Origin of the sequence: Streptomyces sp. NBC_01334, from assembly GCF_035983595.1 — a bacterium.
Taxonomy (GTDB): domain Bacteria; phylum Actinomycetota; class Actinomycetes; order Streptomycetales; family Streptomycetaceae; genus Streptomyces; species Streptomyces coriariae.
Genome location: NZ_CP130718.1, coordinates 3,948,430 through 3,970,211, shown reverse-complemented (window position 1 = coordinate 3,970,211; position 21,782 = coordinate 3,948,430). Strand labels below are relative to the sequence as shown.

Genomic DNA, 21,782 nt, shown 5'->3' with positions numbered 1-21,782 from the left:
CCTAACCCACGGTGCCGGTGCACAGGGGGCGCACGGAGTCATGACGTCCATCAAGTGGACTGTCCTGCGCGCCTGTCGAGGCCTCCGCCACGTTACAGTCACATGTCCGCAATGCGAACACCCACTCCCAATAATGCAGTTGACTTGTCCAAGTCAAGGTCTGTCTTTTCTCGTAAACCAGTAGTCAAATGGCGTCACTTGACTACACGCGTATAACAGCGCGCGGACCTTCCTTGACAGGGATCCCCCCTTTCCGCGCGTCCGGACGCGTGCGTGGGAGGACATCAAGTGACCAGTAGATCCTGGACGTTCAGGACGGCCGCCACGGTCGTCGCCCTTGCGGCGGCCTCGGCGACGTTCTCGACGTTCGCCGTGGCACAGGCCGCCGACAACACCTCGGCGAAGGCCCCGGCGGTGGACCGGCAGGACCCGCAGCCGGCCAAGGCCAAGGAGCACGACTTCGACGGCCCGCTCAGCAAGACCCAGGAGGCGCAGCGCGAGGAGGCCATCGAGCAGGTCATATCCGGCGAGGCATCGGTCAAGAACCGGGACGGCTCGAAGGTCGTCCAGCTCAAGAGCCGGAAGGGCGACAGCAAGTACGTCGAGCTCGGCCGCGAGAAGACCGACAAGATCTTCACGATCCTCGTCGAGTTCGGCGACCAGGTCGACAGCCGCTACGGCGGCACGGCCGGCCCGCTGCACAACCAGATAGCCGCGCCGGACCGCAGCAAGGACAACTCCACCGCCTGGCAGGCGGACTACAACCAGAAGCACTTCCAGGAGCTGTACTTCGGCACCGGCAAGAACACCGAGTCGCTGAAGAAGTACTACGAGAAGCAGTCCTCGGGCCGCTACTCGGTCGACGGCGAGGTGACCGACTGGGTCAAGGTCCCCTACAACGAGGCCCGGTACGGCTCCAACAACGCCTCCACCGGCGCCTGGTACGCGGTCCAGGACGGCGTCAACGCCTGGGTCGCCGAGCGTGAGGCGGCCGGCGCCACCGCCGCCGAGATCAAGGCGGAGCTGGCCGAGTTCGACCAGTGGGACCGCTACGACTACGACGGCGACGGCGACTTCAACGAGTCCGACGGCTACATCGACCACTTCCAGATCGTGCACGCCGGTGAGGACGAGTCCGCGGGCGGCGGCGCCCAGGGCGAGGACGCCATCTGGGCACACCGCTGGTACGCCTTCGGCACCGACGCCGGCTCCACCGGCCCGGACACCAACAAGCTCGGCGGCGCCCAGGTCGGCGACACCGGCATCTGGGTCGGCGACTACACCATCCAGCCGGAGAACGGCGGACTCGGCGTCTACGCGCACGAGTACGGCCACGACCTCGGCCTGCCGGACGAGTACGACACCTCCGGCGGCGGCGAGAACTCCACCGGCTTCTGGACCCTGATGTCCTCCGGTTCCTGGCTCGGCACCGGCAAGGAGGCCATCGGCGACCTTCCCGGCGACATGAACGCCTGGGACAAGCTCCAGCTGGGCTGGCTCGACTACGACGTGGCCAAGGCGGGCGTGAAGTCCACCCACACGCTCGGCGTCGCGGAGTACAACACCAAGAACGCCCAGGCCCTCGTGGTCCAGTTGCCGGAGAAGGAGGTCACCACCGAGGTGGTCGCCCCGGCCGAGGGCGCCACGCAGTGGTGGAGCGGCAGCGGTGACGACCTGCGCAACACCCTGACCCGCGCGGTCGACCTGACCGGCAAGACGTCGGCCTCGCTGTCCCTGGACGGCTGGTGGGACATCGAGCAGGACTACGACTACCTGTACACCGAGGTCTCCACCGACGGCGCCAACTGGACGCCGGTCGACGGAACCCTGGCCGACGGCAGCGCCGTCCCGCGTGACGGCAGCGGCAAGCCCGCCCTCACCGGCACGGTCGACGCCTACCAGAAGCTGACCTTCCCGCTGAACGCCTACGCGGGCCAGAAGATCAGCCTCCGCTTCCGGTACGCCACCGACGGCGGCGTGGCCCAGAAGGGCTTCGCGGCCGACGAGATCAAGGTGACGGCGGACGGCGCCACGCTGTTCTCCGACAACGCGGAGACCGCGGACGCGGCGTGGACGGCGACCGGCTTCTCCCGGATCGGCGCGTCCATCACGGACGACTACGCCCAGTACTACATCGCCGAGAACCGCCAGTACGTGTCGTACGACAAGACCCTCAAGGTCGGCCCGTACAACTTCGGCTTCTCGACGACCCGGCCCGACTGGGTGGAGCACTACGCCTACCAGAACGGTCTGCTGATCTGGAAGTGGGACACCTCGCAGGCGGACGACAACACCAGCCAGCACCCGGGTGAGGGCCTGATCCTCCCGATCGACTCGCACCCGACCGCGCTGAAGTGGGCCGACGGCTCCGCGATGAACGCCCGTCTGCAGAGCTTCGACTCGCCCTTCAGCCAGTACCGGACGGACGCGATCACGCTGCACAAGGCGGACGTCGCGGTCAAGATCAAGTCGCGTCCGGGTGTCCCGGTCTTCGACGACGGCAAGTCCACGTACTACGACGCGACGACCCCGCTCGCGGGCGTCAAGGTCACTGACACCAACACCTCGATCAAGATCGTCAACGAGCCGCTCAGCGGTTCCACGATCAAGGTGAAGGTCGGTCCGTCGACCAAGTAGTCGACGTTTTAGCAGGTCAGACGCGTATCGGCGGCAACCCCTCTGGCGGGTTGCCGCCGATCGTGTTTAGGTGCCTCCTGTGCCCTTCTTATTGACACCTGCATCGACACCGACATCGACAGCGACCTCGGCGCCGGCCCCGGCGACGACCTCGATACCGACGCGCACGGGGGTGTGACCGCATGGCCGCAGGAGGCTTCTGCAAGCTGCCCGACGGCATGGTGGTGGTGGCGTTGAACCTGCCCAGCCCCACCGCCCGAGAGGGCCTGCCGGGCCCCTCCACGGACGTCCGCGTGCTGGTCCACGCCCAGAACCGGGCCCGAGCCCTGACCAGGCTCCGCAACCTGGGCCTGCGGGCCGTCTACCTGCGCGGCAACGCGGCGCCACCCACCCCGGACGAGGTCACGGCGGTGCTCCACCACCCGGACGGCCTGATCTGGCGCACGGCCCCCGGCAACGGTGTCCCGCTCGGCGTCGTGGCCGTGCCGGAGCTGTGGCGCCCCATCCGCTCGCTGCTGCGGGGCACGGCGGCGGCATAGGCGCGCGGGGGCCACCGCAACGCGGATGCGCGCCTCAGTACGCCTCGACGACCCGTACGTCCTCCTCCGTGACCACCGCGTCCACGATGCGGAACGAGCGGAACTGGAACTCGCCCCCGCCGTCCGTGTCCGCCGTCGACACCAGCACGTAGTGCGCGCCCGGCTCGTTCGCGTACGAGATGTCCGTGCGGGACGGGTACGCCTCCGTGGCGGTGTGGGAGTGGTAGATGATCACCGGATCCTCGTCGCGGTCGTCCAGCTCGCGGTAGAGCTTGAACAGGTCGCCCGAGTCGAACTCGTAGAACGTGGGCGACATGGCCGCGTTCAGCATCGGGATGAAACGTTCCGGGCGGTCCGTGCCCGCCGGACCCGCGACCACGCCGCACGCCTCGTCGGGGTGGTCCTTGCGCGCGTGGGCGACGATCTGGTCGTGCAGGGCCTGGGTGATGGTCAGCATGGTCGCCAGGATAAGCAAAGGGGCCGTTCCGTACCGAGGAGTGGTACGGAACGGCCCACATCGCGGACGTCCTGAGCGGCTGCCGCAGGGGGCGCCACGAGTGCTCCCTGCGACCGGACGTCCCGGGGGTGGTCGACCGGTCGGTCAGCCGACCTTCTCGAACTCCGGCTCGCGCCGTTCGGTGATCTCCGGGTTGCGGCCCTTCAGGACCGCCCAGCCGATGCCGAGCGCGACCGCCCAGCCCGCCATCACGTAGAGGCAGACCCGGGAGTCGGCGTCGTACGCGATCAGGCCGGTGACGAAGAGCAGGAAGGCGATGGCCACCCAGCTGAACGCCGAGCCGCCCGGGGCCGGGAAGGACGAGGCGGGCAGCCGGCCCGCGACGACCGCGCGGCGGTAGAGGACGTGGCTGATCAGGATCATGAGCCAGGTCCAGATGCCGGCCGCGGTGGCCACCGAGGTGACGTAGCCGAAGGCCTTCTCGGGGACGACGTAGTTCAGGATCACGCCGATGCCCATGAACAGGACCGAGACCGTGATGCCGAAGGCGGGGGTCTTCGTCGACGACAGCTTGCGGAAGACCGCGGGGGCCTCGCCGCTGTCGGCCAGGTTCCGCAGCATCCGGCCCGTGGAGTACATGCCCGAGTTGCAGGAGGACAGGGCCGCCGTCAGCACGACGAAGTTCACGATGCCGGCGCCCGCCGGGATGCCGATCTTCGCGAACGCCTCGACGAACGGGCTCACGCCCGGCGCGAACTCCGTCCACTTCACGACGCAGAGGATGACCGTGAGCGCGCCGACGTAGAACAGCGCGATCCGCCACGGCAGGGTGTTGATCGCCTTCGGGAGGGTCTTCTCCGGGTCCTGCGACTCGCCCGCCGTGACGCCGACCAGCTCGACCGCGAGGTAGGCGAACATGACGCCCTGGAGCGTCATCAGGGACGAGCCGACGCCCTTGGGGAAGAAGCCGTCGAAGGCCCACAGGTTGGAGACCGCGGCCGTGTCGCCGGCGCTGCTGAAGCCGAAGGTGAGGACGCCCAGGCCGATGACGATCATGCCGATCAGCGCGGTGACCTTCACCATCGAGAACCAGAACTCCAGCTCACCGAAGAGCTTCACGGAGATCAGGTTGACCCCGAACAGGATCACCAGGAAGACCAGTGCGGTCACCCACTGGGGGACGGCCGGGAACCAGTAGTTGACGTAGATCGCGGCGGCCGTCAGCTCGGCCATGCCGGTGACGACCCACATCAGCCAGTACGTCCAGCCGGTGAAGTAGCCGAAGAACGGGCCGAGGAACTCGCGCGAGTACTCCGCGAAGGAACCCGAGACCGGGCGGTAGAGCAGCAGCTCGCCCAGCGCCCGCATGATGAAGAAGATGATCCCGCCCGCGAGGGCGTACATCAGGATGAGACTGGGACCGGCCTTGGCGATGTTCGCCCCGGCACCCAGGAAGAGCCCGACGCCGATGGCGCCGCCGATCGCGATCATCTGGACCTGGCGGCTGCCGAGTCCGCGCTCGTACCCCTCTTCGGGAGCGTCAGTGACAGCGGTGTCAGTGACCTTCTCAGAGGTCATGTGTGGTGCGCCTTTCTCCATGCCGACCCGGGCCTCTCGTCGGCCTCGGATCGGGTTTCGATCCCCCCGGATTGATGGAGCGATGCCTGGCCGGCGATCAACCGGCTCGGTGGCGCACCCGGCGGAACATACGGGTGGTGTTCGCCGGGCGGTCGTGAAGATTTATCACGCCCGCAATATTGATCACCCGGGTGGGCTGTGGCGCACGACACAAGAAGAAGCGGATGAACGAGACACAAAGAGGACACTCCCGGCCGTCGCGTTGATGCGATCGTTATCCGGATTTGAGCGTCCTCTGAGCGAACAAAAAAGCGAAGAAATCAGGGCAGAAGAGTCGCCACGAGGGTCTCCTGGAGCCCGCCCAGCCACAGGTACGCCATCACCATCGGCTTGCGCGGGTCCTCGTCCGGCAGCCGGTAGAGGAGATCGGTGTCGTCCTCGTCGGTGATCTCCAGGCGGGAGCCGATCGCGAGGCGCAGGTCGTTCAGCGCGCGGAGCCACTGCTGGGACTCCTGCGGCGTCAGCTTCAGCACCGCCCCGCCCGCGCCGGCCGCCTCGGAGGCCAACGCGTCCAGCGAGCGGACCACCGTGAGGGCGTTCTCGCGCTTGCCGGCCCGCAGGTCGTTCTCCGTGTAGCGGCGGAACTCGGCGGAGTGCGCCTTCTGCTCGCCCGCCCGCTCCGGCCCCGGGGTGCCCTCCGGGTCGGTGTAGGCGTCCGGGAAGAGGCGGCGCAGGACCGGGTCGGCGGGAGGCTCGCTCGGCCCGTCGGCGAAGAGCTCGGCGAGCGGGTCGTCGGGGGCGTCCTCGGCCGGGCCGGGGCCGATGAGCTCCAGGAGCTGCACGGCGAGCGACCGGATGATGGAGATCTCGACGTCGTCGAGTGCGACGGCCGCGCCGCCGCCGGGAAGCGGTTCGAAGTGTCCAGGCATAGGAGGGGAGGCTACTTCCGGTCCTGCTGGAGGGTGGCCCACAGGCCGTATCCGTGCATCGCCTGCACGTCGCGTTCCATCTCCTCGCGCGAACCGCTGGAGACGACGGCGCGGCCCTTGTGGTGGACGTCCATCATGAGCTTGGTGGCCTTGTCCTTGCTGTACCCGAAGTACGACTGGAAGACGTACGTCACGTAGCTCATGAGGTTGACCGGGTCGTTGTGCACGATCGTGACCCAGGGGACGTCCGGCTCGGGTACGGCGAAGACCTCCTCCGCCGACTCGGTGCGTTCGATCTCAAGGGGAGCGGGTGACGTCACAAGCCCATGCTGCCACGCATCCGGGAAATCGTCACACCGACGAAAAGGGAGTACCATCCATTGCCATGCTGCACACACCGGGGGACAACCCCCGGGCCCCCGGCCGCGCCTGGGGTAGCCGGAGAGTCACGGACTGGGTGAGGTAAGTGGACGTTGCGGACCTTGGGCTGCCGGTGGATGTTCCGTCGACGGCGCTCTTCACGGACCAGTACGAACTGACGATGCTCCAGGCAGCCCTGAAAGCGGGCACGGCCGAACGGCGCAGCGTGTTCGAGGTCTTCACCCGACGGCTGCCGGAGGGCCGGCGCTACGGCGTCGTCGCGGGCACCGGGCGGGTCCTGGACGCCGTCGAGAACCTCCGGTTCGACGCGGACGTCCTCGGCTTCCTGCGCGAGCGGAACATCGTCGACGACGAGACCCTGGAATGGCTCGCCGGATACCGCTTCTCGGGTGACATCTGGGGCTACCCGGAGGGCGAGGTCTACTTCCCGGGCTCGCCGATCATGCGCGTCGAGGGCTCCTTCGCCGAGTGCGTGCTCCTCGAGACCGTGATCCTCTCCATCCTCAACCACGACTCCGCGATCGCGGCCGCCGCCTCCCGGATGTCCTCCGCCGCGGGGGAGCGCCCCCTGATCGAGATGGGCGCCCGCCGCACCCACGAACTGGCCGCGGTCGCCGCCTCCCGCGCCGCCTACATCGGCGGCTTCGCCACCACCTCCGACCTGGCCGCCGGCTTCCGCTACGGCATCCCCACCGTGGGCACCAGCGCCCACGCCTTCACCCTCCTGCACGACACCGAGCGGGACGCCTTCCAGGCCCAGGTCGACTCGCTCGGCCGGGGCACCACCCTGCTCGTGGACACGTACGACGTCGCCGAGGCCGTCCGGACGGCCGTCGAGGTCGCCGGACCCGAGCTCGGCGCGGTCCGCATCGACTCCGGCGACCTGCTCCTCGTGGCCCACCGGGTGCGCGAGCAGCTCGACGAGCTCGGCGCGACGGACACCCGGATCGTCGTCACCTCCGACCTCGACGAGTACGCCATCGCCTCACTGGCCGCGTCCCCCGTCGACGCGTACGGCGTCGGCACCCAGCTGGTGACCGGATCCGGGCACCCGACCTGCTCGATGGTCTACAAGCTGGTCGCCCGCGCCCGATCCGCCGACCCGCGGGCACCGCTGGTGCCGGTGGCGAAGAAGTCCTCCGGCGGCAAGACCTCCATCGGCGGCCGCAAGTGGGCGGCACGCCGGCCCGACGCGCACGGGGTGGCCGAGGCCGAGGTCGTCGGCACCGGCGCCGTCCCCGCCGCACTGGCCGACCACCAGCTGCTCGTCGAGCTGGTCAAGGGCGGCGAGGTCGCCGGCCGCGAGCCCCTGGACGCCGTCCGCGACCGCCACATCGCGGCCCGTGCCGGCCTGCCCCTCTCCGCGACCCAGCTGTCGCGCGGGGAACCCGTCATTCCCACGGAGTATGTACAGGGCCTGTCGGGTAACTAGGGCGTGTACCCGGCGCACACCGGGCGACGCCCCCTCCCGCGGGGCCGACAAAGTCTCTAGGCTCAATTACTTCACCCTCAGTCGAAGGACACCGACCATGCGCCGCGCCTTGATCGTCGTAGACGTGCAGAACGACTTCTGCGAGGGAGGCAGTCTCGCGGTGGCCGGCGGCGCCGACGTGGCCGCCGCCATCACCGAGCTGATCGGGCAGGCGCCCGCCGGATACCGGCATGTGGTGGCCACCCGTGACCACCACATCGCGCCCGGCGGCCACTTCGCCGACAACCCCGACTACGTGCACTCCTGGCCCGCGCACTGCGTGGCGGGCACGGAGGGCGTCGGCTTCCACCCCAACTTCGCGCCCGCCGTCGCCTCCGGCGCCATCGACGCCGTCTTCGACAAGGGCGCCTACGCGGCCGCGTACAGCGGCTTCGAGGGCGCCGACGAGAACGGCGCCACGCTGGGCGACTGGCTGCGGGACCGCCAGATCGACGAGGTCGACGTCGTCGGCATCGCCACCGACCACTGCGTACGCGCCACCGCCCTGGACGCGGCCCGCGAGGGCTTCCGCACCCAGGTCCTGCTGGACCTCACCGCCGGCGTGGCCAAGGAGAGCACCGACCGGGCCCTGGAGGAACTGCGCTCGGCCGGCGTGGAACTGACGGGCAAGCCGGTCGTCTAGGGCACGTCCGGCCGTCCCCGCCGGGCTCGCGTGGTCGGACACGCCCCGGGGCAGGCCCTGGTCCCGGCGCCGCTCCCGACCGCCGGTTACCGTTTCCGCAAGGTGCACGCACAACTCGCCCCAACGGAGATGGTGTTGACGCAACGCTCGCACGCACGGCGGCCCACGCTCGAAGACGTCGCCCGGCAGTCGGGAGTGTCGAAGTCGACCGTGTCCCGGGTGATCAACGGGGAGGCCCGGGTCCGGGCGGAGGTCGTCGACCGGGTCCGCCGGGTGATCTCCGAACTGGGCTACGTCCCCAACCAGGGGGCCCGGCAACTCGTCACCCACCGCACGAACGCCGTCGCCGTGGTCGCCGCCCAGCCCGAGAACCGGCTCTTCATCGACCCCTTCTTCGACCTCCTCCTGCGCGGCGTCCGCCGCGAACTCGCACTCCACGGCGCCCAGGCCGTCCTGCTGTTCCTGGAGGAACCCGACGACTACGCGCGCGTGGCCGACTACCTCGGCGGCGGCCATGTCGACGGCGCGATCCTGTTCTCCCTGCGCCCCGGCGACCGGCTGGCCGAGATCATCGACCGGCTCGGTCTCCCGGCCGTGTTCGGCGGCCGCCCGCTGCTGCGCGACGGCGACCCCGTGCGGCCCGGCCAGGCCCACGTCGACGGCGACAACCGCGGCGGCGCCCGGCTGGCCGTCCAGCACCTGGTCGCCCTCGGCCGGCGGCGGATCGCGACCGTCACCGGGCCCTACGACCAGGAGAACTCCGCCGCGGACCGGCTGGCCGGGTACCGGGACGTGCTGCGCGACGCCGGCTCGCCGCCCCTCGTCGAGCGGGCCGACTACACCCGCCAGGGCGGCGCCGACGCCATGGCCGCGCTGCTGGACCGCCACCCCGACCTCGACGCCGTGTTCGTCGCCTCCGATCTCATGGCGTCCGGCGCCCTGCAGACCCTGCGGGAGCGCGGGCGCAGGGTCCCCGAGGACGTGGCCGTCGTCGGCTTCGACGACCTCACCTCCATCGCCGAGACGACCGACCCGCCGCTCACCACCGTCCACCAGGACATCGAGGAGATGGGCCGGCTGATGGCCCGGCTGCTGCTCGCCCGGGAGGACACCCCGGACGGTTCGCCGGACGGGGCATCGGAGGGGGCATCGGAGGGGGCATCGGACGGGCCGTCCGTGATCGTCCCCACTCGCCTGGTGCGCCGTACGTCGGCCTAGCGGCACCGTGACATCTCACTCCCCGGCCCCATACCGTCCGCGATGTGGGATCACATTCCAGGAGCCGGACCGGGAATCGATACGATGAGCCCATGGTTCTGAACGACGTGAGCGAGAAGACGCCGGGCGCACTGCTCGTGGCGCGGCTGCACGTCGACCTGTGCAGGCTCGCCAGCGCCATCTGTTGACGCACCACCCCGCCGCCGTACGGCCGTGAGCCGATGGGGGTACGCCCGCGCGAGCGCAGCCGAGCGTGGGGGAGCCACACACGCACGAACCCGCGCTGCCCACACCTTCCGACAGGAGCCCTGAGCCATGGCCATCGAGGTCCGCATCCCCACCATCCTCCGCCAGTACACCGACGGTCAGAAGGCGGTGGAGGGCACCGGTGACACCCTCGCCGACCTGTTCACCGACCTCGAGACCCGGCACACGGGCATCCAGGCCCGCATCGTGGACGACGGAAAGCTGCGCCGCTTCGTCAACGTGTACCTGAACGACGAGGACGTCCGCTTCGTCGACGGCATCGACACCAAGCTGACCGACGGCGACACCGTGACCATCCTGCCGGCCGTGGCCGGCGGCATGGCCTGATCGGCCGCCGGACCCCATGCGTTACGACTCCCCGCTGGCCGCGGTGGGCAACACCCCTCTGGTGCGCCTGCCGCGGCTCTCGCCGTCCGCCGACGTCCGTATCTGGGCGAAGCTCGAGGACCGCAACCCCACCGGTTCGGTCAAGGACCGCCCCGCCCTGCACATGGTCGAGCAGGCCGAGAAGGACGGCCGCCTCACCCCCGGCTGCACCATCCTGGAACCGACGAGCGGCAACACCGGCATCTCCCTCGCCATGGCGGCCAAGCTCAAGGGCTACCGCATGGTCTGCGTCATGCCCGAGAACACCTCGCAGGAGCGCCGGGACCTGCTCGGCATGTGGGGCGCCGAGATCATCTCCTCCCCGGCCGCGGGCGGCTCCAACACCGCGGTCCGCGTCGCCAAGGAACTCTCCGCCGAGCACCCCGACTGGGTGATGCTCTACCAGTACGGCAACCCCGACAACGCGGGCGCCCACTACGCCACCACCGGCCCCGAGATCCTCGCCGACCTTCCGTCCATCACTCACTTCGTCGCCGGCCTCGGCACGACGGGGACGCTGATGGGCGTCGGCCGATTCCTCCGCGAGAACAAGCCGGACGTGAAGATCGTCGCCGCCGAGCCGCGCTACGACGACCTGGTCTACGGCCTGCGCAACCTCGACGAGGGCTTCGTACCCGAGCTGTACGACGCCTCCGTCCTCACCACCCGCTTCTCGGTCGGCTCGGCGGACGCCGTGACGCGCACCCGCGAACTCCTCCAGCAGGAGGGCATCTTCGCGGGCGTCTCCACGGGCGCGGCCCTGCACGCGGCGATCGGCGTCGGCAAGAAGGCGCTGAAGGCGGGGGAGAGCGCCGACATCGCGTTCGTCGTCGCGGACGGCGGCTGGAAGTACCTGTCCACGGGCGTCTACACCGCGGCCACCACGGAGGAAGCGATCGAAACCCTCCAGGGCCAGCTCTGGGCGTAGGGTTTCAGGTAGCCAGGTGACGGACCTGGTCCCACAGGACCGGGTCCACCACACCCACCCTGCGCCGGAAGTCGCTCACCCGGACCTGGCGCAGCTCGTCCGTCTCCAGGAAACTCGGCCGCCCCTGCGCGTCCCCCACGGCACCCGGCGGCAGCGGGATCACCCCGGCCCGCTCGTCGTGGTACTTGCTGGTGATCTTCGCGACGGTGGCGCGGTCACCGCGCACCATGAGCACCAGACACGGCCGGTCCTTCACCCCGGGACCGTCCTCGAACGGCACGTCCGCCCACCAGATCTCCGCAGGCTGGGGACGGCCGGCGAAGCCGTGGCCCCGGGTCGACCGGCCCGAAGGCCGCCCCGTCGTCCGGCCCGGCGGCCGGGTCCCGCGCCGCTTCGGCCGGCGGCCCCGCCCCCAGCCGTCCACGAGCGTCGCGACCAGCGCGAGCAGTATCACCGCCGCGAGCGCGAGCCACCAGGACGTGTCCATACGACGACGTTACCGGCGTGCGAGCGCCGCCGCGCGCCCCATCACCACTTCACATGCCCCCGGTCCAGCCGAACCGGTGACACCACAGGTGAGTTCGCCCACAACGGCCCCTGGCGGAGGAGCGACCCGGGGTTTTGCGCCTTACGCTCGACGCACCGCACGACCCCCGTCGCCCCATTTAACGATCATTCGTTCCACGATCCGTCCCCCGGACCTCACCCGGTACTTCTCGGTTTCCCGCCAGCGGAGGTTTCGCCTTCATGAAGCTCACCGTCGTCGGCTGCTCGGGGTCGTTCCCGTCCGCGGAATCGGCCTGCTCGAGCTACCTCCTCGAGGCCGACGGCTTCCGGCTGCTTCTCGACATGGGCAACGGCGCCCTGGGCGAGTTGCAGCGCCACTGCGGTCTCTACGACCTCGACGCGATCTTCCTGAGCCACCTGCACGCCGACCACTGCATCGACATGTGCGCCTACTTCGTCGCGCGCTACTACCGGCACGACGGCGGCCGCTGCGACCCCATCCCGGTCTACGGCCCGGAAGGCACGGAGCACCGACTGACCACGGCCTACGCCGACACCCCGTCGGCCTCCTCCATGAGCGAGGTCTTCGACTTCCACACGGTCAAGCCGTCCACCTTCGACATCGGCCCGTTCACCGTGCACACCGAACGTGTGGCGCACCCGGTGGAGGCCTACGGCATCCGCGTCGAGCACGGCGGCAGGTCGCTGACCTACTCCGGCGACACCGGCATCAGCCCCGCGCTGGAGGACCTCGCCCGCGACACCGACCTCTTCCTGTGCGAGGCCGCCTTCACGCACGGCAAGGAGAACATCCCCGACCTGCACCTCAACGGCCGCGAAGCCGGCGAGACGGCGAGCAGGGCGGGCGCGAGGAAGCTCGTACTGACCCACATCCCGCCGTGGACCGACCCCCGGGTCAACCTGGCGGACGCCCGCGCGGTGTTCGACGGCCCGGTGGAACTGGCCGCGCCACGGATGACGTACGAGATCTAGACCCGACGCCACGCAGAAGGCCCCCGGAGCGGTTCAGGGCTCCGGGGGCCTTCGCATGTCCTGCGCGGGCGGGGTGCGCGCCTACGCCTTGGTGAGGTCCTCGACCTCCTCCTCGGGCTCACGGCCCGGGGTGGGGAGGTTCCACCTGATGATGGCGAAGCGGAAGACGCCGTAGTAGATCGCCGCGAACACCAGGCCGATCGGGATGATCATCCAGGGCTTGGTGGCCAGGTTCCAGTTGAGGAAGTAGTCGATCGCACCTGCCGAGAAGCTGAAGCCGTGGTGGACACCCAGAGCCCAGGTGACGGCCATGGACAGGGCCGTCAGGACCGCGTGGATGACGTACAGCACCGGCGCGATGAACATGAAGGCGAACTCGATCGGCTCGGTGATACCGGTGACGAACGAGGTCAGCGCGAGCGACAGCATCATGCCGCCGACGGCCTTGCGGCGCTCGGGGCGAGCGGTGTGGGTGATGGCCAGGGCGGCGGCCGGAAGCGCGAACATCATGATCGGGAAGAAGCCCGTCATGAACTGGCCGGCGGTCGGGTCGCCGTGGAAGAAGCGCGGCAGGTCACCGTGCCAGACGGCACCGGAGGAGTCCTTGAACGAGCCGATCTCCTGCCAGGCCACCGTGTTGACGAACTGGTGCATGCCCACGGGGAGCAGCGCACGGTTGACGGCGCCGAAGATGCCCGCGCCCACGGCGCCGAGTCCGGTCATCCACTCGCCGAAGTTGGTGATGACGTCGCCGACGGGCTCCCACACGAGGCCGAACAGGACGCCGACAGCGGTGCCGATGAAGGCCATCAGGATCGGGACCAGTCGGCGGCCGTTGAAGAAGCCCAGCCAGTCGGGCAGCTTGGTGCGGTGGAACCGCTGCCAGGTGACCGCGGCTATCAGGCCCATGATGATGCCGCCGAAGACCTTGGGGTCGTTGTAGGTGGCGGCCACGTCCGCGCCCTTGGTGATCTGCGCGTCGGTGATCGGGAACGCGGTCAGCACGTTCTTGTAGACGAGGAAGCCCACCAGCGCGGCGAGGGCGGTCGAGCCGTCGGCCTTCTTGGCGAAGCCGATGGCTATGCCGACGCAGAACAGCAGCGGCAGGTTGGCGAAGACGGCGTCACCCGCGGTCGCGAACACCTTGGCGACCTTGTCCCAGCCGAGGCCGTCCTTGCCGAAGACGTCGTCCTGACCGAGTCGCAACAGGATGCCCGCCGCCGGCAGCACGGCGATCGGGAGCTGAAGGCTTCGGCCGACCTTCTGCAGGCCTTGCAACAGGCCGGATCCCCACTTCTTCGAGGGGGCCGCCGTGGGCGCGGTGGCGGTGCTCATAGACTTCCTCCATCGGGTGGTGGTCTACACCACTCAGTGGTGTAGACCATGTTGTAGCACGGTGAAGGCGATATAAGGAACCCGTCAAACCTGCAACCGGAGCGCTACGCGCCGTGCCGGATCCCGGACGTCCTCCCGCTCTGCGCGGGGCATGCGAAAAGGCCCCCGGAACCGAGTTCCGAGGGCCCTCGAGCCGTGCGGCGGCAGGCCGCCACAGGCCTCCGCTCACGCCTTCGTGACGTCCTCCCGCTCATCCTCCGGCTCCCGCCCGGGGGTCTTCAGATCGAACTTCGTGATCGCGAAACGGAAGATCGCGTAGTAGACGACCGCGAAGCTCAGACCGATCGGGATGATCGCCCACGGCCGCGTCGCCAGGTTCCAGTTGATGACGTAGTCGATGAGCCCGGCGGAGAAGCTGAAACCGTCGTGCACACCCAGCCCCCACGTCACCGCCATCGACGCCCCCGTCAGCACCGCGTGCACCGCGTACAGCAGCGGCGCGACGAACAGGAACGAGTACTCGATCGGCTCGGTGATACCGGTCACGAACGACGTCAGCGCCACGGACAGCATCAGCCCGCCGACCTCCTTGCGGCGGGACGGCCTCGCACAGTGCGTGATCGCCAGCGCCGCCGCGGGCAGCGCGAACATCATGATCGGGAAGAAGCCCGAGGTGAACTGACCCGCGTCCGGGTCGCCCTGAAGGAACATGTTGATGTCGCCGTGCACCACCGTGCCGTCCGGCTTCGTGAAACTGCCGAACTGGAACCAGATGGGCACGTTCAGGAACTGGTGCAGACCGATCACCAGCAACGCCCGGTTCGCGACCCCGAAGATGCCCGCACCCCAGGCGTCCAACCTGTCGAGCCAGTCGCTGAAGCTCTCCAGAGCGTCGCCGATGGGCGGCCAGACCCACAGGCACAACGCGGCGAACCCGATCGCCACGAACGCCATGATGATCGGCACCAGACGGCGCCCGTTGAAGAAGCCCAGCCAGTCCACCAGCTTCGTGCGGTGGTACCGCTGCCAGAAGTACGCCGTCAGCAACCCGATGACGATTCCGCCGAAGACCCCCGGGTTCTGGAACGCGAAAGCCCCCACCGTGTTGTCCGTCGCCTGGCACCCGATGTCCGGAATCACCTTCGAACCCGGCTCACAGTCCTCCGGGAACTGCCGCAACACGGTGTAATAGACGAGAAAACCCACCGTCGCCGCCAGCGCGGTCGAACCGTCCGCCTTCTTCGCCATGCCGATGGCCACGCCGATGCAGAACAGCAGGGGCAGCCCGAGGGAACCGTCGAGCAGCGCCTCGCCCGCCCCTTGCATCACCCTCGCCACATTCGTCCAGCCAAGCCCGTCGTCCCCGAACACATCCGGCTGACCGAGCCTGTTGAGGATGCCCGCGGCCGGCAGCACGGCGATCGGCAGCTGAAGACTGCGCCCCATCTTCTGCAGGCCCTGGAACGCGGTGTGCCAGCGTCGGCGGGCCGGGCTGATCTCGGTCTCGGCGCTCTCGGCACTCATCGTTTGGCGACCGCCTGTCAGGTGGTGTAGACCAGCTACGGACGATTGGGTTGCTGCGACGTCATCGCTGACGTCATCCTTCGGCACACCCGGCACAATCGCTCGCGAAGTTGGGCCAACTGTGGGTTACTGCGAAAAAGCGGTTCACATCGCGGTTCGCATCAGGGAATTCAGGGAGACGGAACATGGCCACCAAGGCTGAGAAGATCGTCGCCGGACTCGGCGGCCTCGACAACATCGAAGAGATCGAAGGCTGCATCACCCGGCTGCGCACCGAGGTCAACGACGCCTCACTCGTCGACGAAGCCGCCCTGAAGGCCGCCGGCGCCCACGGCGTCGTCAAGATGGGCACCGCGATCCAGGTCGTCATCGGCACCGACGCCGACCCGATCGCCGCGGAGATCGAAGACATGATGTGAGCCTTCGCGCTCACACCTGAGGGCTCACCACCGAAGGGGCTCCTCCCACCACCGTGGGAGGAGCCCCTTCCGCAGCTACGGCTAGCATCAGCGCCATGTCTCGAATCGACGGCCGCACCCCCGAACAGCTCCGCCCCGTCACCATCGAACGTGGCTGGAGCAAGCACGCCGAGGGCTCCGTCCTCGTCTCCTTCGGCGACACGAAGGTCTTCTGCACCGCCTCCGTCACGGAAGGCGTCCCCCGCTGGCGCAAGGGCAGCGGCGAGGGCTGGGTCACCGCGGAGTACTCCATGCTCCCCCGCGCCACCAACACCCGCGGCGACCGCGAGTCCGTCCGCGGCAAGATCGGCGGCCGCACCCACGAGATCTCCCGCCTCATCGGCCGCTCACTGCGCGCGGTGATCGACTACAAGGCACTCGGCGAGAACACCATCGTCCTCGACTGTGACGTCCTCCAGGCCGACGGCGGCACCCGCACGGCGGCCATCACCGGCGCGTACGTCGCGCTGGCGGACGCCATCACGTGGGCCCAGGGCAAGAAGCTCATCAAGGCAGGCCGCCAGCCCCTCACCGGCACGGTGAGCGCGGTCTCGGTCGGCATCGTCGGAGGAGTCCCGCTCCTCGACCTCCGCTACGAGGAAGACGTCCGCGCCGAGACCGACATGAACGTCGTCTGCACCGGCGACGGCCGCTTCGTCGAGGTCCAGGGCACCGCCGAGGCCGAGCCGTTCGCCCGCGAGGAACTCAACTCCCTGCTGGACCTGGCCGTTCTGGGCTGCACGGAACTGACTGTCCTCCAGCGCACGGCACTTGATACGGTCCTCGAAAAGTAAAGGGAACACCAAGAGGGGCGGCGGGCGCGAGCAACCGGCCCGCCCGCCGACGCGTCTTGGCCAGTACACCAACGGGGGCCTCCTGGGCCTGGCAAGGGGAGGAACACACTGATGTCCACGGCCGCGAGCCGACGCCCGAAGCGGCGTCGCCGAACCGTCATAGCCGCCGCCACGGCGGCCGTCGCCCTCACCGTGGGACTGACGGCGACCGGCTGCGACGCAGTCAACAAGGCCCTGGACTGCGTCCAGACCGCCGACTCCATCGCCGACAGCGTCACCGACCTCCAGCAGGCCGTGGAGAACGCCGCGAACGACCCCACGCAGACAGAGGAGTCGCTGACCTCCATCGAGAACAACCTCGACAAGATCGGCGACAAGACGGACAACACCGACGTCAACAAGGCGGTCGACGACCTCCAGGCAGCCGTCGCCAACGTCCGCACCGCTGTCGAGAACGGCGACAACACCCCCGACCTCAGCCCCGTCACCGACGCGGCGGGCGAACTGACGAAGGTCTGCACCCCGTAGGAGACGCCGGGCGGAACTGGGGATACTGGGCGCATGACCCGCCTGATCCTCGCCACCCGCAACGCCGGAAAGATCACCGAACTGAGGTCGATCCTCGCCGACGCAGGCCTGCCTCACGACCTCGTCGGCGCGGACGCCTACCCCGACATCCCCGACGTCAGGGAGACCGGCGTCACCTTCGCCGAGAACGCGCTGCTGAAGGCCCACGCCCTCGCGCAGGCGACGGGATTCCCGGCCGTCGCCGACGATTCGGGCCTCTGCGTCGACGTCCTGAACGGCGCCCCGGGCATCTTCTCCGCCCGCTGGGCCGGCAAGCACGGCGACGACCGGGCCAACCTGGACCTGCTCCTGGCCCAGCTCTCGGACATCGCCGAGGAGCACCGGGGCGCCCACTTCGCCTGCGCGGCGGCCCTGGCCCTCCCGGACGGCACGGAACGCGTCGTCGAGGGCCGCCTCACCGGGACCCTCCGCCACACCCCGACCGGCACCAACGGCTTCGGCTACGACCCGATCCTCCAGCCGGACGGCGAGACGCGCACCTGCGCGGAACTGACGGCAGCAGAAAAAAACGCGATCAGCCACCGCGGCAAGGCGTTCCGGGGGCTGGTGCCGGTGGTGCGGGAGTTGCTGGGCTGAACCAACGGAAAAGCCCCGCACCTTTGCATCTAAGGTGCGGGGCTTGATCTGCCTATGGGCCCGGTGGGATTCGAACCCACGACACACCGGACCTAAACCGGCGCCCTCTGGCCAGCTGGGGTACGGGCCCAGGACGCTTACTGTACTGTGCCTGGCTCGGCACCTAGGCAGTGACGTCCTCCCGGCGCCGCTTCGAGAAGCTGCTCGTCTGGCTGTGGCACGAAGGGCACAGATACCTCAGGTTCTTCCGCCTGTTGTCCAGACGATCGCCGTTGACGTGATCGATCTCCAGCACGAGCCGTCGGCCCTGCCATGTGTCTCCAATTCCGCACTCATCGCAGACATGCGGCACGCCGAGGTCGTCAAGGGCCCGCCTGAGCAAGAGTGTTCTGGTGCGAGGGCTTCCCGGAGCGAGGGGCACCAGAATCTCGGCTGACGGTTTGCGATGCGGGGAACGGGTGCCCCGAAAGTGGCCCTGACCCGTGAAGTGGGCGGTCGACAATCCGTGGAACTCGATGCCGCGCTTCACGAGTGCCCGGGCGGCGGCGGTGTCGCTCCGGCCGAGGGCGGTCAGAACTCCGGCCAGACTTGTTGCCGCCTCGACCAACGGCGCCAGTTCGTCGCGGGGAGGGACGCCGGGACCGTATCTGCGTCCTCCGGTGAAGTGCGAGGTGTCGATCCCGAACTTGTCCAGCTGCTTTCTGATGTGGCCGTACGGGCTGTCGCGCGGCGGGAACCCCATGTGCTCCAGCATCTCCTTGATGCTGTGTGAACGGGCAGCTGTCTCCCGGAGAAGGTCCTCCGAGTAACTGCGCCGCTCGCGGTCCGGCAGAGCTTCCTCGTGGAAGTGAGAGGTGTCGATGTCGTAGTGCTGGAGGCGCTGCCTCAGATAGCGGCGTGGACCGCTGCCCATCGGCGTGCCCAGCTTGCGCATCAGGTCGACCATGCTCGTGGCGTCGGCGGCCGCCCGAGTCAGCACGGCGCACGTGAATTCCGGCTTGCTCACGCGATCGTCCTCCGCTTGCGTCCTCGGTATGTGTCCGTCACCGCATGGCAGTTGGGGCAGAGCAGCTGTAGGTTTTCCGGACGGTTGTCCCACCAGTCGCCGTTGATGTGGTCGACTTCCAGCCGGAGGGGCTTGCCGTTCCATTCGGAGCCTGTCCCGCATGTCGTGCAGACTTCCTCGATCCCGCGCCGCAGTAGTTGGCGCCGTAGGCGGCTGCCGGGGATTCTGCCGGTGTCCGGTGATCCCAGGGTCAGTGGATTACCTCGCGACCCCTTCGGCCCTCCTCGTCGCACTGTGAAGTGAGACGTGTCGATGGCCAGCGTCGTGATGCGACGGCTGATGTGGGCGTGGTTGCCGCCCACCGGGTTGATGCCCAGGCGGCGAACTACTTCCTTGATGCTGCTCGATTCGGCCACCACTTCTCGAAGCAGCGCTTCGCCGTGGCGTGCCCATCCGGTCGGGAAGTGCGATACATCGACACCTGCGTCCGCCATCTTCTGGCGCAGATAGCGTCTGCTGCCCGGAGTCGGCGTCCCGCCGCACCACCGCACGGCGTCGTCCCAGTTCGTTGTCGCACGAGCTGCCTCATGCAGCAACTCCAGGGTGTACCTCGCTCCCATCCAAACCCCCTCCGTCCCCGACCACCCGTTCGTGGTCTCGTACGGAGTAACGAACCGTTTATCGGACAGTCACGCCCGAAAAGTGAAGCGGCCCGGGTCGGGGTTCCGACGCGGGCCGCCTGGGGGAGTGAGGGGGCTCAGATGCCCAGGTCCTTGATGATCTTGGCGACGTGGCCGGTGGCTCGGACGTTGTACAGGGCTCGTTCGACCTTGCCCTCCTCGTCGACCACGATGGTGGAGCGGATGACGCCCATGTAGGTCTTGCCGTAGTTCTTCTTCTCGCCGTACGCCGCGTAGGCCTCGGTGACGGTCTTCTCGGGGTCGGCCAGGAGGGTGACCTTCAGGGACTCCTTGTCGCGGAACCTGCCCAGCTTCTCGGGGCTGTCGGGGGAGATGCCGATGACGTCGTACCCGGCGCCGGTCAGCAGTTCCAGGTTGTCCGTGAAGTCGCATGCCTGCTTCGTGCAGCCGGGGGTAAGCGCGGCCGGGTAGAAGTAGACGATGACCTTGCGGCCCTTGTGGTCCGACAGGGACACCTGGTTGCCGTCGGCGTCGGGGAGGGTGAAGGCGGGGGCCACGTCCCCGGGCTGGAGTCGCTCGCTCATCGGGCCAGCGTAACCGGGGGTCCTGACAGTGCGGCGGCGGGCAGAGCTGACAGACTGTCCAGAACAAGACACAGCTGACTTCGGAGGCCTTACCGTGGCGGAGACGTCGGACACCAGAACCCCGGCGCAGATCGAGGCGGACATCAGGGCCCGCCGCGAGGTGCTGGCGGAGACGCTGGACGAGATCGGGGTGCGGGTGCATCCGAAGACCATCGTCGGGGACGCCAAAGCCAAGGTCGTCGCCAACGTCGATCACACGCTCGGGAAGGCCTACGTCCAGGTCAACCGCGCCGTGAGCGAGGTACGGGCGCAGTTCGTGAACGAGGAGGGCGCGCCCCGGCTGGAGCGGGTCGTGCCGGTGGCGCTCGTGGTCGTCGGCGTGGTGGGGCTGCTCGCGTTCAGCGGGCGGCGCCGCAAGGGCTGATCCCCTGCGCTCCCCGGGTATCCGCGCGGGGTAGGTTCAGTGGTGTGAGCGCCAAGAGAGACGACCTGAGTACCACGCACGACAAGCTGCCCATCCGGATGCTGCACGACCGTGTGCTCGTGAAGCAGGAGACCGGTGAGGGTGAGCGGCGTTCGGGTGGCGGCATCCTGATTCCCGCCACCGCGGCCGTCGGTCGTCGGCTGGCGTGGGCCCAGGTCGTCGCCGTGGGGCAGAACGTGCGGACCGTGGAGCCGGGGGACCGGGTGCTGTACGACCCCGAGGACCGTGCGGAGGTCGAGGTACGGGGTGTCGCGTATGTGCTGATGCGGGAGCGCGATCTGCATGCCGTGGCGGCCGACCGGTTCGAGGGCTCGGAGGACTCGACCGGCTTGTATCTCTGATCGGCCTGTGCCGCCTGTGCCTCTGATTTAGTCGGCGAAAAGGGCTGGTGACCATGGTCACCAGCCCTTTTGTTGTTTCTTTGCTACGTTTGGAAGGAGCCCGACGAGACGCGCCGTACCGGGATGCCGCAGGCAGGGATGCCTGGGGGAACGCAGGAAAAGACGACGCATCGCTGTGTCAGTGCGTTCGCGTTCGCGTCTCGGAGGTGGCCCACATGGCCTGGGTTCTGCTCGTCGTCGCCGGTCTGCTGGAAGTCGGCTGGTCGATCGGGATGAAGTACACGGACGGGTTCACCCGGCTCGTCCCGAGTCTGTTCACCGGCGCCGGCATCGTCGCCAGCATGCTGCTGCTGTCGTACGCCGCCCGTTCCCTCCCCATCGGTACCGCCTATGGCGTGTGGGTCGGGATCGGGGCGGCGGGGGCCGCGGTGGTCGGCATGGTGGTGCTGGGGGAGCCGGCGACCGCGGCCCGGATCTTCTTCGTGTGTCTGCTGCTGGTCGCCGTGGTGGGGCTGAAGGCGACCAGCGGTCACTGAG

26 protein-coding genes, 1 tRNA gene and 1 riboswitch are annotated in these 21,782 nt (G+C 68.8%); of the genes, 16 read left to right on the top strand and 11 right to left on the bottom strand.

The annotated features are described in order from the left end of the window. The first annotated feature begins 288 nt into the window (after window positions 1-288). Window positions 289-2,637, top strand: coding sequence for an immune inhibitor A domain-containing protein (locus OG736_RS17745; protein ID WP_327183316.1), 2,349 nt, complete (start codon window positions 289-291; stop codon window positions 2,635-2,637). Window positions 2,638-2,819: 182 nt separating this feature from the next. After that, entirely contained in the window at window positions 2,820-3,176 is a 357-nt protein-coding gene (locus OG736_RS17740; RefSeq protein WP_327183315.1) for a hypothetical protein, read from the top strand. A gap of 34 nt (window positions 3,177-3,210) precedes the next feature. Here OG736_RS17740 and OG736_RS17735 read toward each other — a convergent pair whose 3' ends face one another. The 4 genes from OG736_RS17735 to clpS all read right to left on the bottom strand — a co-directional run bounded on the left by OG736_RS17735 (window position 3,211) and on the right by clpS (window position 6,517). Further along, window positions 3,211-3,633, bottom strand: coding sequence for a M67 family metallopeptidase (locus OG736_RS17735; protein WP_020132199.1), 423 nt, complete (start codon window positions 3,631-3,633; stop codon window positions 3,211-3,213). Window positions 3,634-3,777: 144 nt separating this feature from the next. Beyond that, window positions 3,778-5,211 (bottom strand): amino acid permease, encoded by a 1,434-nt coding sequence (locus OG736_RS17730; protein WP_327183314.1) that lies wholly within the window; start codon window positions 5,209-5,211, stop codon window positions 3,778-3,780. Window positions 5,212-5,531: 320 nt separating this feature from the next. Then, complete coding sequence (locus OG736_RS17725; RefSeq protein WP_327183313.1) at window positions 5,532-6,140, bottom strand: DUF2017 domain-containing protein; 609 nt, start codon at window positions 6,138-6,140, stop codon at window positions 5,532-5,534. 11 nt (window positions 6,141-6,151) lie between these two features. Further along, window positions 6,152-6,517 carry an ATP-dependent Clp protease adapter ClpS gene (gene clpS, locus OG736_RS17720; RefSeq protein WP_057600402.1) on the bottom strand — a complete coding sequence of 122 codons (366 nt, stop codon included), beginning with the start codon at window positions 6,515-6,517 and terminating at the stop codon, window positions 6,152-6,154. A gap of 89 nt (window positions 6,518-6,606) precedes the next feature. On the opposite strand from clpS, the gene OG736_RS17715 reads away from it, so the two are divergent. From OG736_RS17715 to OG736_RS17690, 6 genes are all read left to right on the top strand, one after another. Further along, window positions 6,607-7,953 (top strand): nicotinate phosphoribosyltransferase, encoded by a 1,347-nt coding sequence (locus tag OG736_RS17715; RefSeq protein ID WP_327183312.1) that lies wholly within the window; start codon window positions 6,607-6,609, stop codon window positions 7,951-7,953. Window positions 7,954-8,050: 97 nt separating this feature from the next. Further along, window positions 8,051-8,635, top strand: a complete 585-nt coding sequence (locus OG736_RS17710) for an isochorismatase family protein (RefSeq protein ID WP_327183311.1) — start codon at window positions 8,051-8,053, stop codon at window positions 8,633-8,635. A gap of 129 nt (window positions 8,636-8,764) precedes the next feature. Next, on the top strand, window positions 8,765-9,853 hold the full coding sequence (locus tag OG736_RS17705; protein ID WP_327183310.1) for a LacI family DNA-binding transcriptional regulator: 1,089 nt from the start codon (window positions 8,765-8,767) through the stop codon (window positions 9,851-9,853). Window positions 9,854-9,945: 92 nt separating this feature from the next. Then, window positions 9,946-10,041 (top strand): putative leader peptide, encoded by a 96-nt coding sequence (locus OG736_RS17700; RefSeq protein ID WP_020132206.1) that lies wholly within the window; start codon window positions 9,946-9,948, stop codon window positions 10,039-10,041. A gap of 127 nt (window positions 10,042-10,168) precedes the next feature. Beyond that, window positions 10,169-10,447 carry a MoaD/ThiS family protein gene (locus OG736_RS17695; protein ID WP_327183309.1) on the top strand — a complete coding sequence of 93 codons (279 nt, stop codon included), beginning with the start codon at window positions 10,169-10,171 and terminating at the stop codon, window positions 10,445-10,447. Between the two features lie 16 nt (window positions 10,448-10,463). Further along, window positions 10,464-11,414 (top strand): PLP-dependent cysteine synthase family protein, encoded by a 951-nt coding sequence (locus OG736_RS17690; RefSeq protein WP_327183308.1) that lies wholly within the window; start codon window positions 10,464-10,466, stop codon window positions 11,412-11,414. A 4-nt stretch (window positions 11,415-11,418) separates the two neighbouring features. Here the strand turns inward: OG736_RS17690 and OG736_RS17685 are convergent, their stop codons facing one another. Further along, window positions 11,419-11,901, bottom strand: coding sequence for a type II toxin-antitoxin system PemK/MazF family toxin (locus tag OG736_RS17685; protein WP_327183307.1), 483 nt, complete (start codon window positions 11,899-11,901; stop codon window positions 11,419-11,421). Window positions 11,902-12,161: 260 nt separating this feature from the next. Here OG736_RS17685 and OG736_RS17680 point away from each other — a divergent pair, with 260 nt between their 5' ends. Next, complete coding sequence (locus OG736_RS17680; protein WP_327183306.1) at window positions 12,162-12,914, top strand: MBL fold metallo-hydrolase; 753 nt, start codon at window positions 12,162-12,164, stop codon at window positions 12,912-12,914. An 81-nt stretch (window positions 12,915-12,995) separates the two neighbouring features. Here OG736_RS17680 and OG736_RS17675 read toward each other — a convergent pair whose 3' ends face one another. Beyond that, the gene (locus tag OG736_RS17675; protein WP_327183305.1) at window positions 12,996-14,249 is read right to left on the bottom strand and encodes a PTS transporter subunit EIIC; all 1,254 of its coding nucleotides are present in this window, start codon (window positions 14,247-14,249) and stop codon (window positions 12,996-12,998) included. A 225-nt stretch (window positions 14,250-14,474) separates the two neighbouring features. After that, a complete protein-coding gene (locus OG736_RS17670; protein ID WP_327187632.1) occupies window positions 14,475-15,773 on the bottom strand; it encodes a PTS transporter subunit EIIC in 1,299 nt (432 codons plus the stop codon). Between the two features lie 185 nt (window positions 15,774-15,958). Between OG736_RS17670 and OG736_RS17665 the strand changes: the two genes are divergently transcribed. The 4 genes from OG736_RS17665 (at window position 15,959) to rdgB (ending at window position 18,189) form a co-directional block, all read left to right on the top strand. Further along, entirely contained in the window at window positions 15,959-16,192 is a 234-nt protein-coding gene (locus tag OG736_RS17665; RefSeq protein WP_020132213.1) for a PTS sugar transporter subunit IIB, read from the top strand. Between the two features lie 95 nt (window positions 16,193-16,287). Continuing rightward, the gene (gene rph, locus OG736_RS17660) at window positions 16,288-17,025 is read left to right on the top strand and encodes a ribonuclease PH (protein ID WP_057600392.1); all 738 of its coding nucleotides are present in this window, start codon (window positions 16,288-16,290) and stop codon (window positions 17,023-17,025) included. 111 nt (window positions 17,026-17,136) lie between these two features. Continuing rightward, entirely contained in the window at window positions 17,137-17,553 is a 417-nt protein-coding gene (locus OG736_RS17655; protein WP_327183304.1) for a hypothetical protein, read from the top strand. A 33-nt stretch (window positions 17,554-17,586) separates the two neighbouring features. After that, a complete protein-coding gene (gene rdgB / locus OG736_RS17650) occupies window positions 17,587-18,189 on the top strand; it encodes an RdgB/HAM1 family non-canonical purine NTP pyrophosphatase (RefSeq protein WP_327183303.1) in 603 nt (200 codons plus the stop codon). A gap of 55 nt (window positions 18,190-18,244) precedes the next feature. Here the strand turns inward: rdgB and OG736_RS17645 are convergent. The 4 genes from OG736_RS17645 to bcp form a co-directional block, all read right to left on the bottom strand. Continuing rightward, a tRNA-Leu gene (locus tag OG736_RS17645) sits at window positions 18,245-18,319 on the bottom strand. Between the two features lie 33 nt (window positions 18,320-18,352). Further along, complete coding sequence (locus OG736_RS17640) at window positions 18,353-19,135, bottom strand: HNH endonuclease signature motif containing protein (protein WP_327183302.1); 783 nt, start codon at window positions 19,133-19,135, stop codon at window positions 18,353-18,355. Between the two features lie 56 nt (window positions 19,136-19,191). Next, the gene (locus OG736_RS17635) at window positions 19,192-19,815 is read right to left on the bottom strand and encodes an HNH endonuclease (protein ID WP_327183301.1); all 624 of its coding nucleotides are present in this window, start codon (window positions 19,813-19,815) and stop codon (window positions 19,192-19,194) included. 137 nt (window positions 19,816-19,952) lie between these two features. Next, window positions 19,953-20,420: a thioredoxin-dependent thiol peroxidase gene (gene bcp, locus OG736_RS17630; protein ID WP_314223287.1), complete on the bottom strand. Its 468-nt coding sequence runs from the start codon at window positions 20,418-20,420 to the stop codon at window positions 19,953-19,955. 94 nt (window positions 20,421-20,514) lie between these two features. On the opposite strand from bcp, the gene OG736_RS17625 reads away from it, so the two are divergent. From OG736_RS17625 to sugE, 3 genes are all read left to right on the top strand, one after another. Further along, the gene (locus OG736_RS17625) at window positions 20,515-20,844 is read left to right on the top strand and encodes a DUF3618 domain-containing protein (RefSeq protein ID WP_267019696.1); all 330 of its coding nucleotides are present in this window, start codon (window positions 20,515-20,517) and stop codon (window positions 20,842-20,844) included. 98 nt (window positions 20,845-20,942) lie between these two features. Continuing rightward, the gene (locus tag OG736_RS17620; RefSeq protein ID WP_372481747.1) at window positions 20,943-21,245 is read left to right on the top strand and encodes a GroES family chaperonin; all 303 of its coding nucleotides are present in this window, start codon (window positions 20,943-20,945) and stop codon (window positions 21,243-21,245) included. A gap of 77 nt (window positions 21,246-21,322) precedes the next feature. After that, a riboswitch (guanidine-III (ykkC-III) riboswitch) is annotated at window positions 21,323-21,417 on the top strand. A 43-nt stretch (window positions 21,418-21,460) separates the two neighbouring features. Then, window positions 21,461-21,781: a quaternary ammonium compound efflux SMR transporter SugE gene (gene sugE, locus OG736_RS17615; protein WP_020132220.1), complete on the top strand. Its 321-nt coding sequence runs from the start codon at window positions 21,461-21,463 to the stop codon at window positions 21,779-21,781. Window position 21,782 lies beyond the last annotated feature (1 nt).

Bases quoted from the DNA above. Each gene is read 5' to 3' on its own strand.
- OG736_RS17690 (WP_327183308.1), top strand. From the start codon at position 10,464: ATGCGTTACGACTCCCCGCTGGCCGCGGTGGGCAACACCCCTCTGGTG.
- OG736_RS17640 (WP_327183302.1), bottom strand. From the start codon at position 19,135: ATGGTCGACCTGATGCGCAAGCTGGGCACGCCGATGGGCAGCGGTCCA.
- rdgB (WP_327183303.1), top strand. From the start codon at position 17,587: ATGACCCGCCTGATCCTCGCCACCCGCAACGCCGGAAAGATCACCGAA.
- OG736_RS17675 (WP_327183305.1), bottom strand. From the start codon at position 14,249: ATGAGCACCGCCACCGCGCCCACGGCGGCCCCCTCGAAGAAGTGGGGA.
- OG736_RS17710 (WP_327183311.1), top strand. From the start codon at position 8,051: ATGCGCCGCGCCTTGATCGTCGTAGACGTGCAGAACGACTTCTGCGAG.
- OG736_RS17670 (WP_327187632.1), bottom strand. From the start codon at position 15,773: ATGAGTGCCGAGAGCGCCGAGACCGAGATCAGCCCGGCCCGCCGACGC.
- clpS (WP_057600402.1), bottom strand. From the start codon at position 6,517: ATGGTACTCCCTTTTCGTCGGTGTGACGATTTCCCGGATGCGTGGCAG.
- OG736_RS17735 (WP_020132199.1), bottom strand. From the start codon at position 3,633: ATGCTGACCATCACCCAGGCCCTGCACGACCAGATCGTCGCCCACGCG.
- bcp (WP_314223287.1), bottom strand. From the start codon at position 20,420: ATGAGCGAGCGACTCCAGCCCGGGGACGTGGCCCCCGCCTTCACCCTC.
- OG736_RS17655 (WP_327183304.1), top strand. From the start codon at position 17,137: ATGTCCACGGCCGCGAGCCGACGCCCGAAGCGGCGTCGCCGAACCGTC.
- sugE (WP_020132220.1), top strand. From the start codon at position 21,461: ATGGCCTGGGTTCTGCTCGTCGTCGCCGGTCTGCTGGAAGTCGGCTGG.
- OG736_RS17705 (WP_327183310.1), top strand. From the start codon at position 8,765: ATGGTGTTGACGCAACGCTCGCACGCACGGCGGCCCACGCTCGAAGAC.
- OG736_RS17635 (WP_327183301.1), bottom strand. From the start codon at position 19,815: ATGGGAGCGAGGTACACCCTGGAGTTGCTGCATGAGGCAGCTCGTGCG.
- OG736_RS17725 (WP_327183313.1), bottom strand. From the start codon at position 6,140: ATGCCTGGACACTTCGAACCGCTTCCCGGCGGCGGCGCGGCCGTCGCA.
- OG736_RS17695 (WP_327183309.1), top strand. From the start codon at position 10,169: ATGGCCATCGAGGTCCGCATCCCCACCATCCTCCGCCAGTACACCGAC.
- OG736_RS17730 (WP_327183314.1), bottom strand. From the start codon at position 5,211: ATGACCTCTGAGAAGGTCACTGACACCGCTGTCACTGACGCTCCCGAA.
- OG736_RS17620 (WP_372481747.1), top strand. From the start codon at position 20,943: ATGCTGCACGACCGTGTGCTCGTGAAGCAGGAGACCGGTGAGGGTGAG.
- OG736_RS17680 (WP_327183306.1), top strand. From the start codon at position 12,162: ATGAAGCTCACCGTCGTCGGCTGCTCGGGGTCGTTCCCGTCCGCGGAA.
- OG736_RS17685 (WP_327183307.1), bottom strand. From the start codon at position 11,901: ATGGACACGTCCTGGTGGCTCGCGCTCGCGGCGGTGATACTGCTCGCG.
- rph (WP_057600392.1), top strand. From the start codon at position 16,288: ATGTCTCGAATCGACGGCCGCACCCCCGAACAGCTCCGCCCCGTCACC.
- OG736_RS17665 (WP_020132213.1), top strand. From the start codon at position 15,959: ATGGCCACCAAGGCTGAGAAGATCGTCGCCGGACTCGGCGGCCTCGAC.
- OG736_RS17700 (WP_020132206.1), top strand. From the start codon at position 9,946: ATGGTTCTGAACGACGTGAGCGAGAAGACGCCGGGCGCACTGCTCGTG.
- OG736_RS17740 (WP_327183315.1), top strand. From the start codon at position 2,820: ATGGCCGCAGGAGGCTTCTGCAAGCTGCCCGACGGCATGGTGGTGGTG.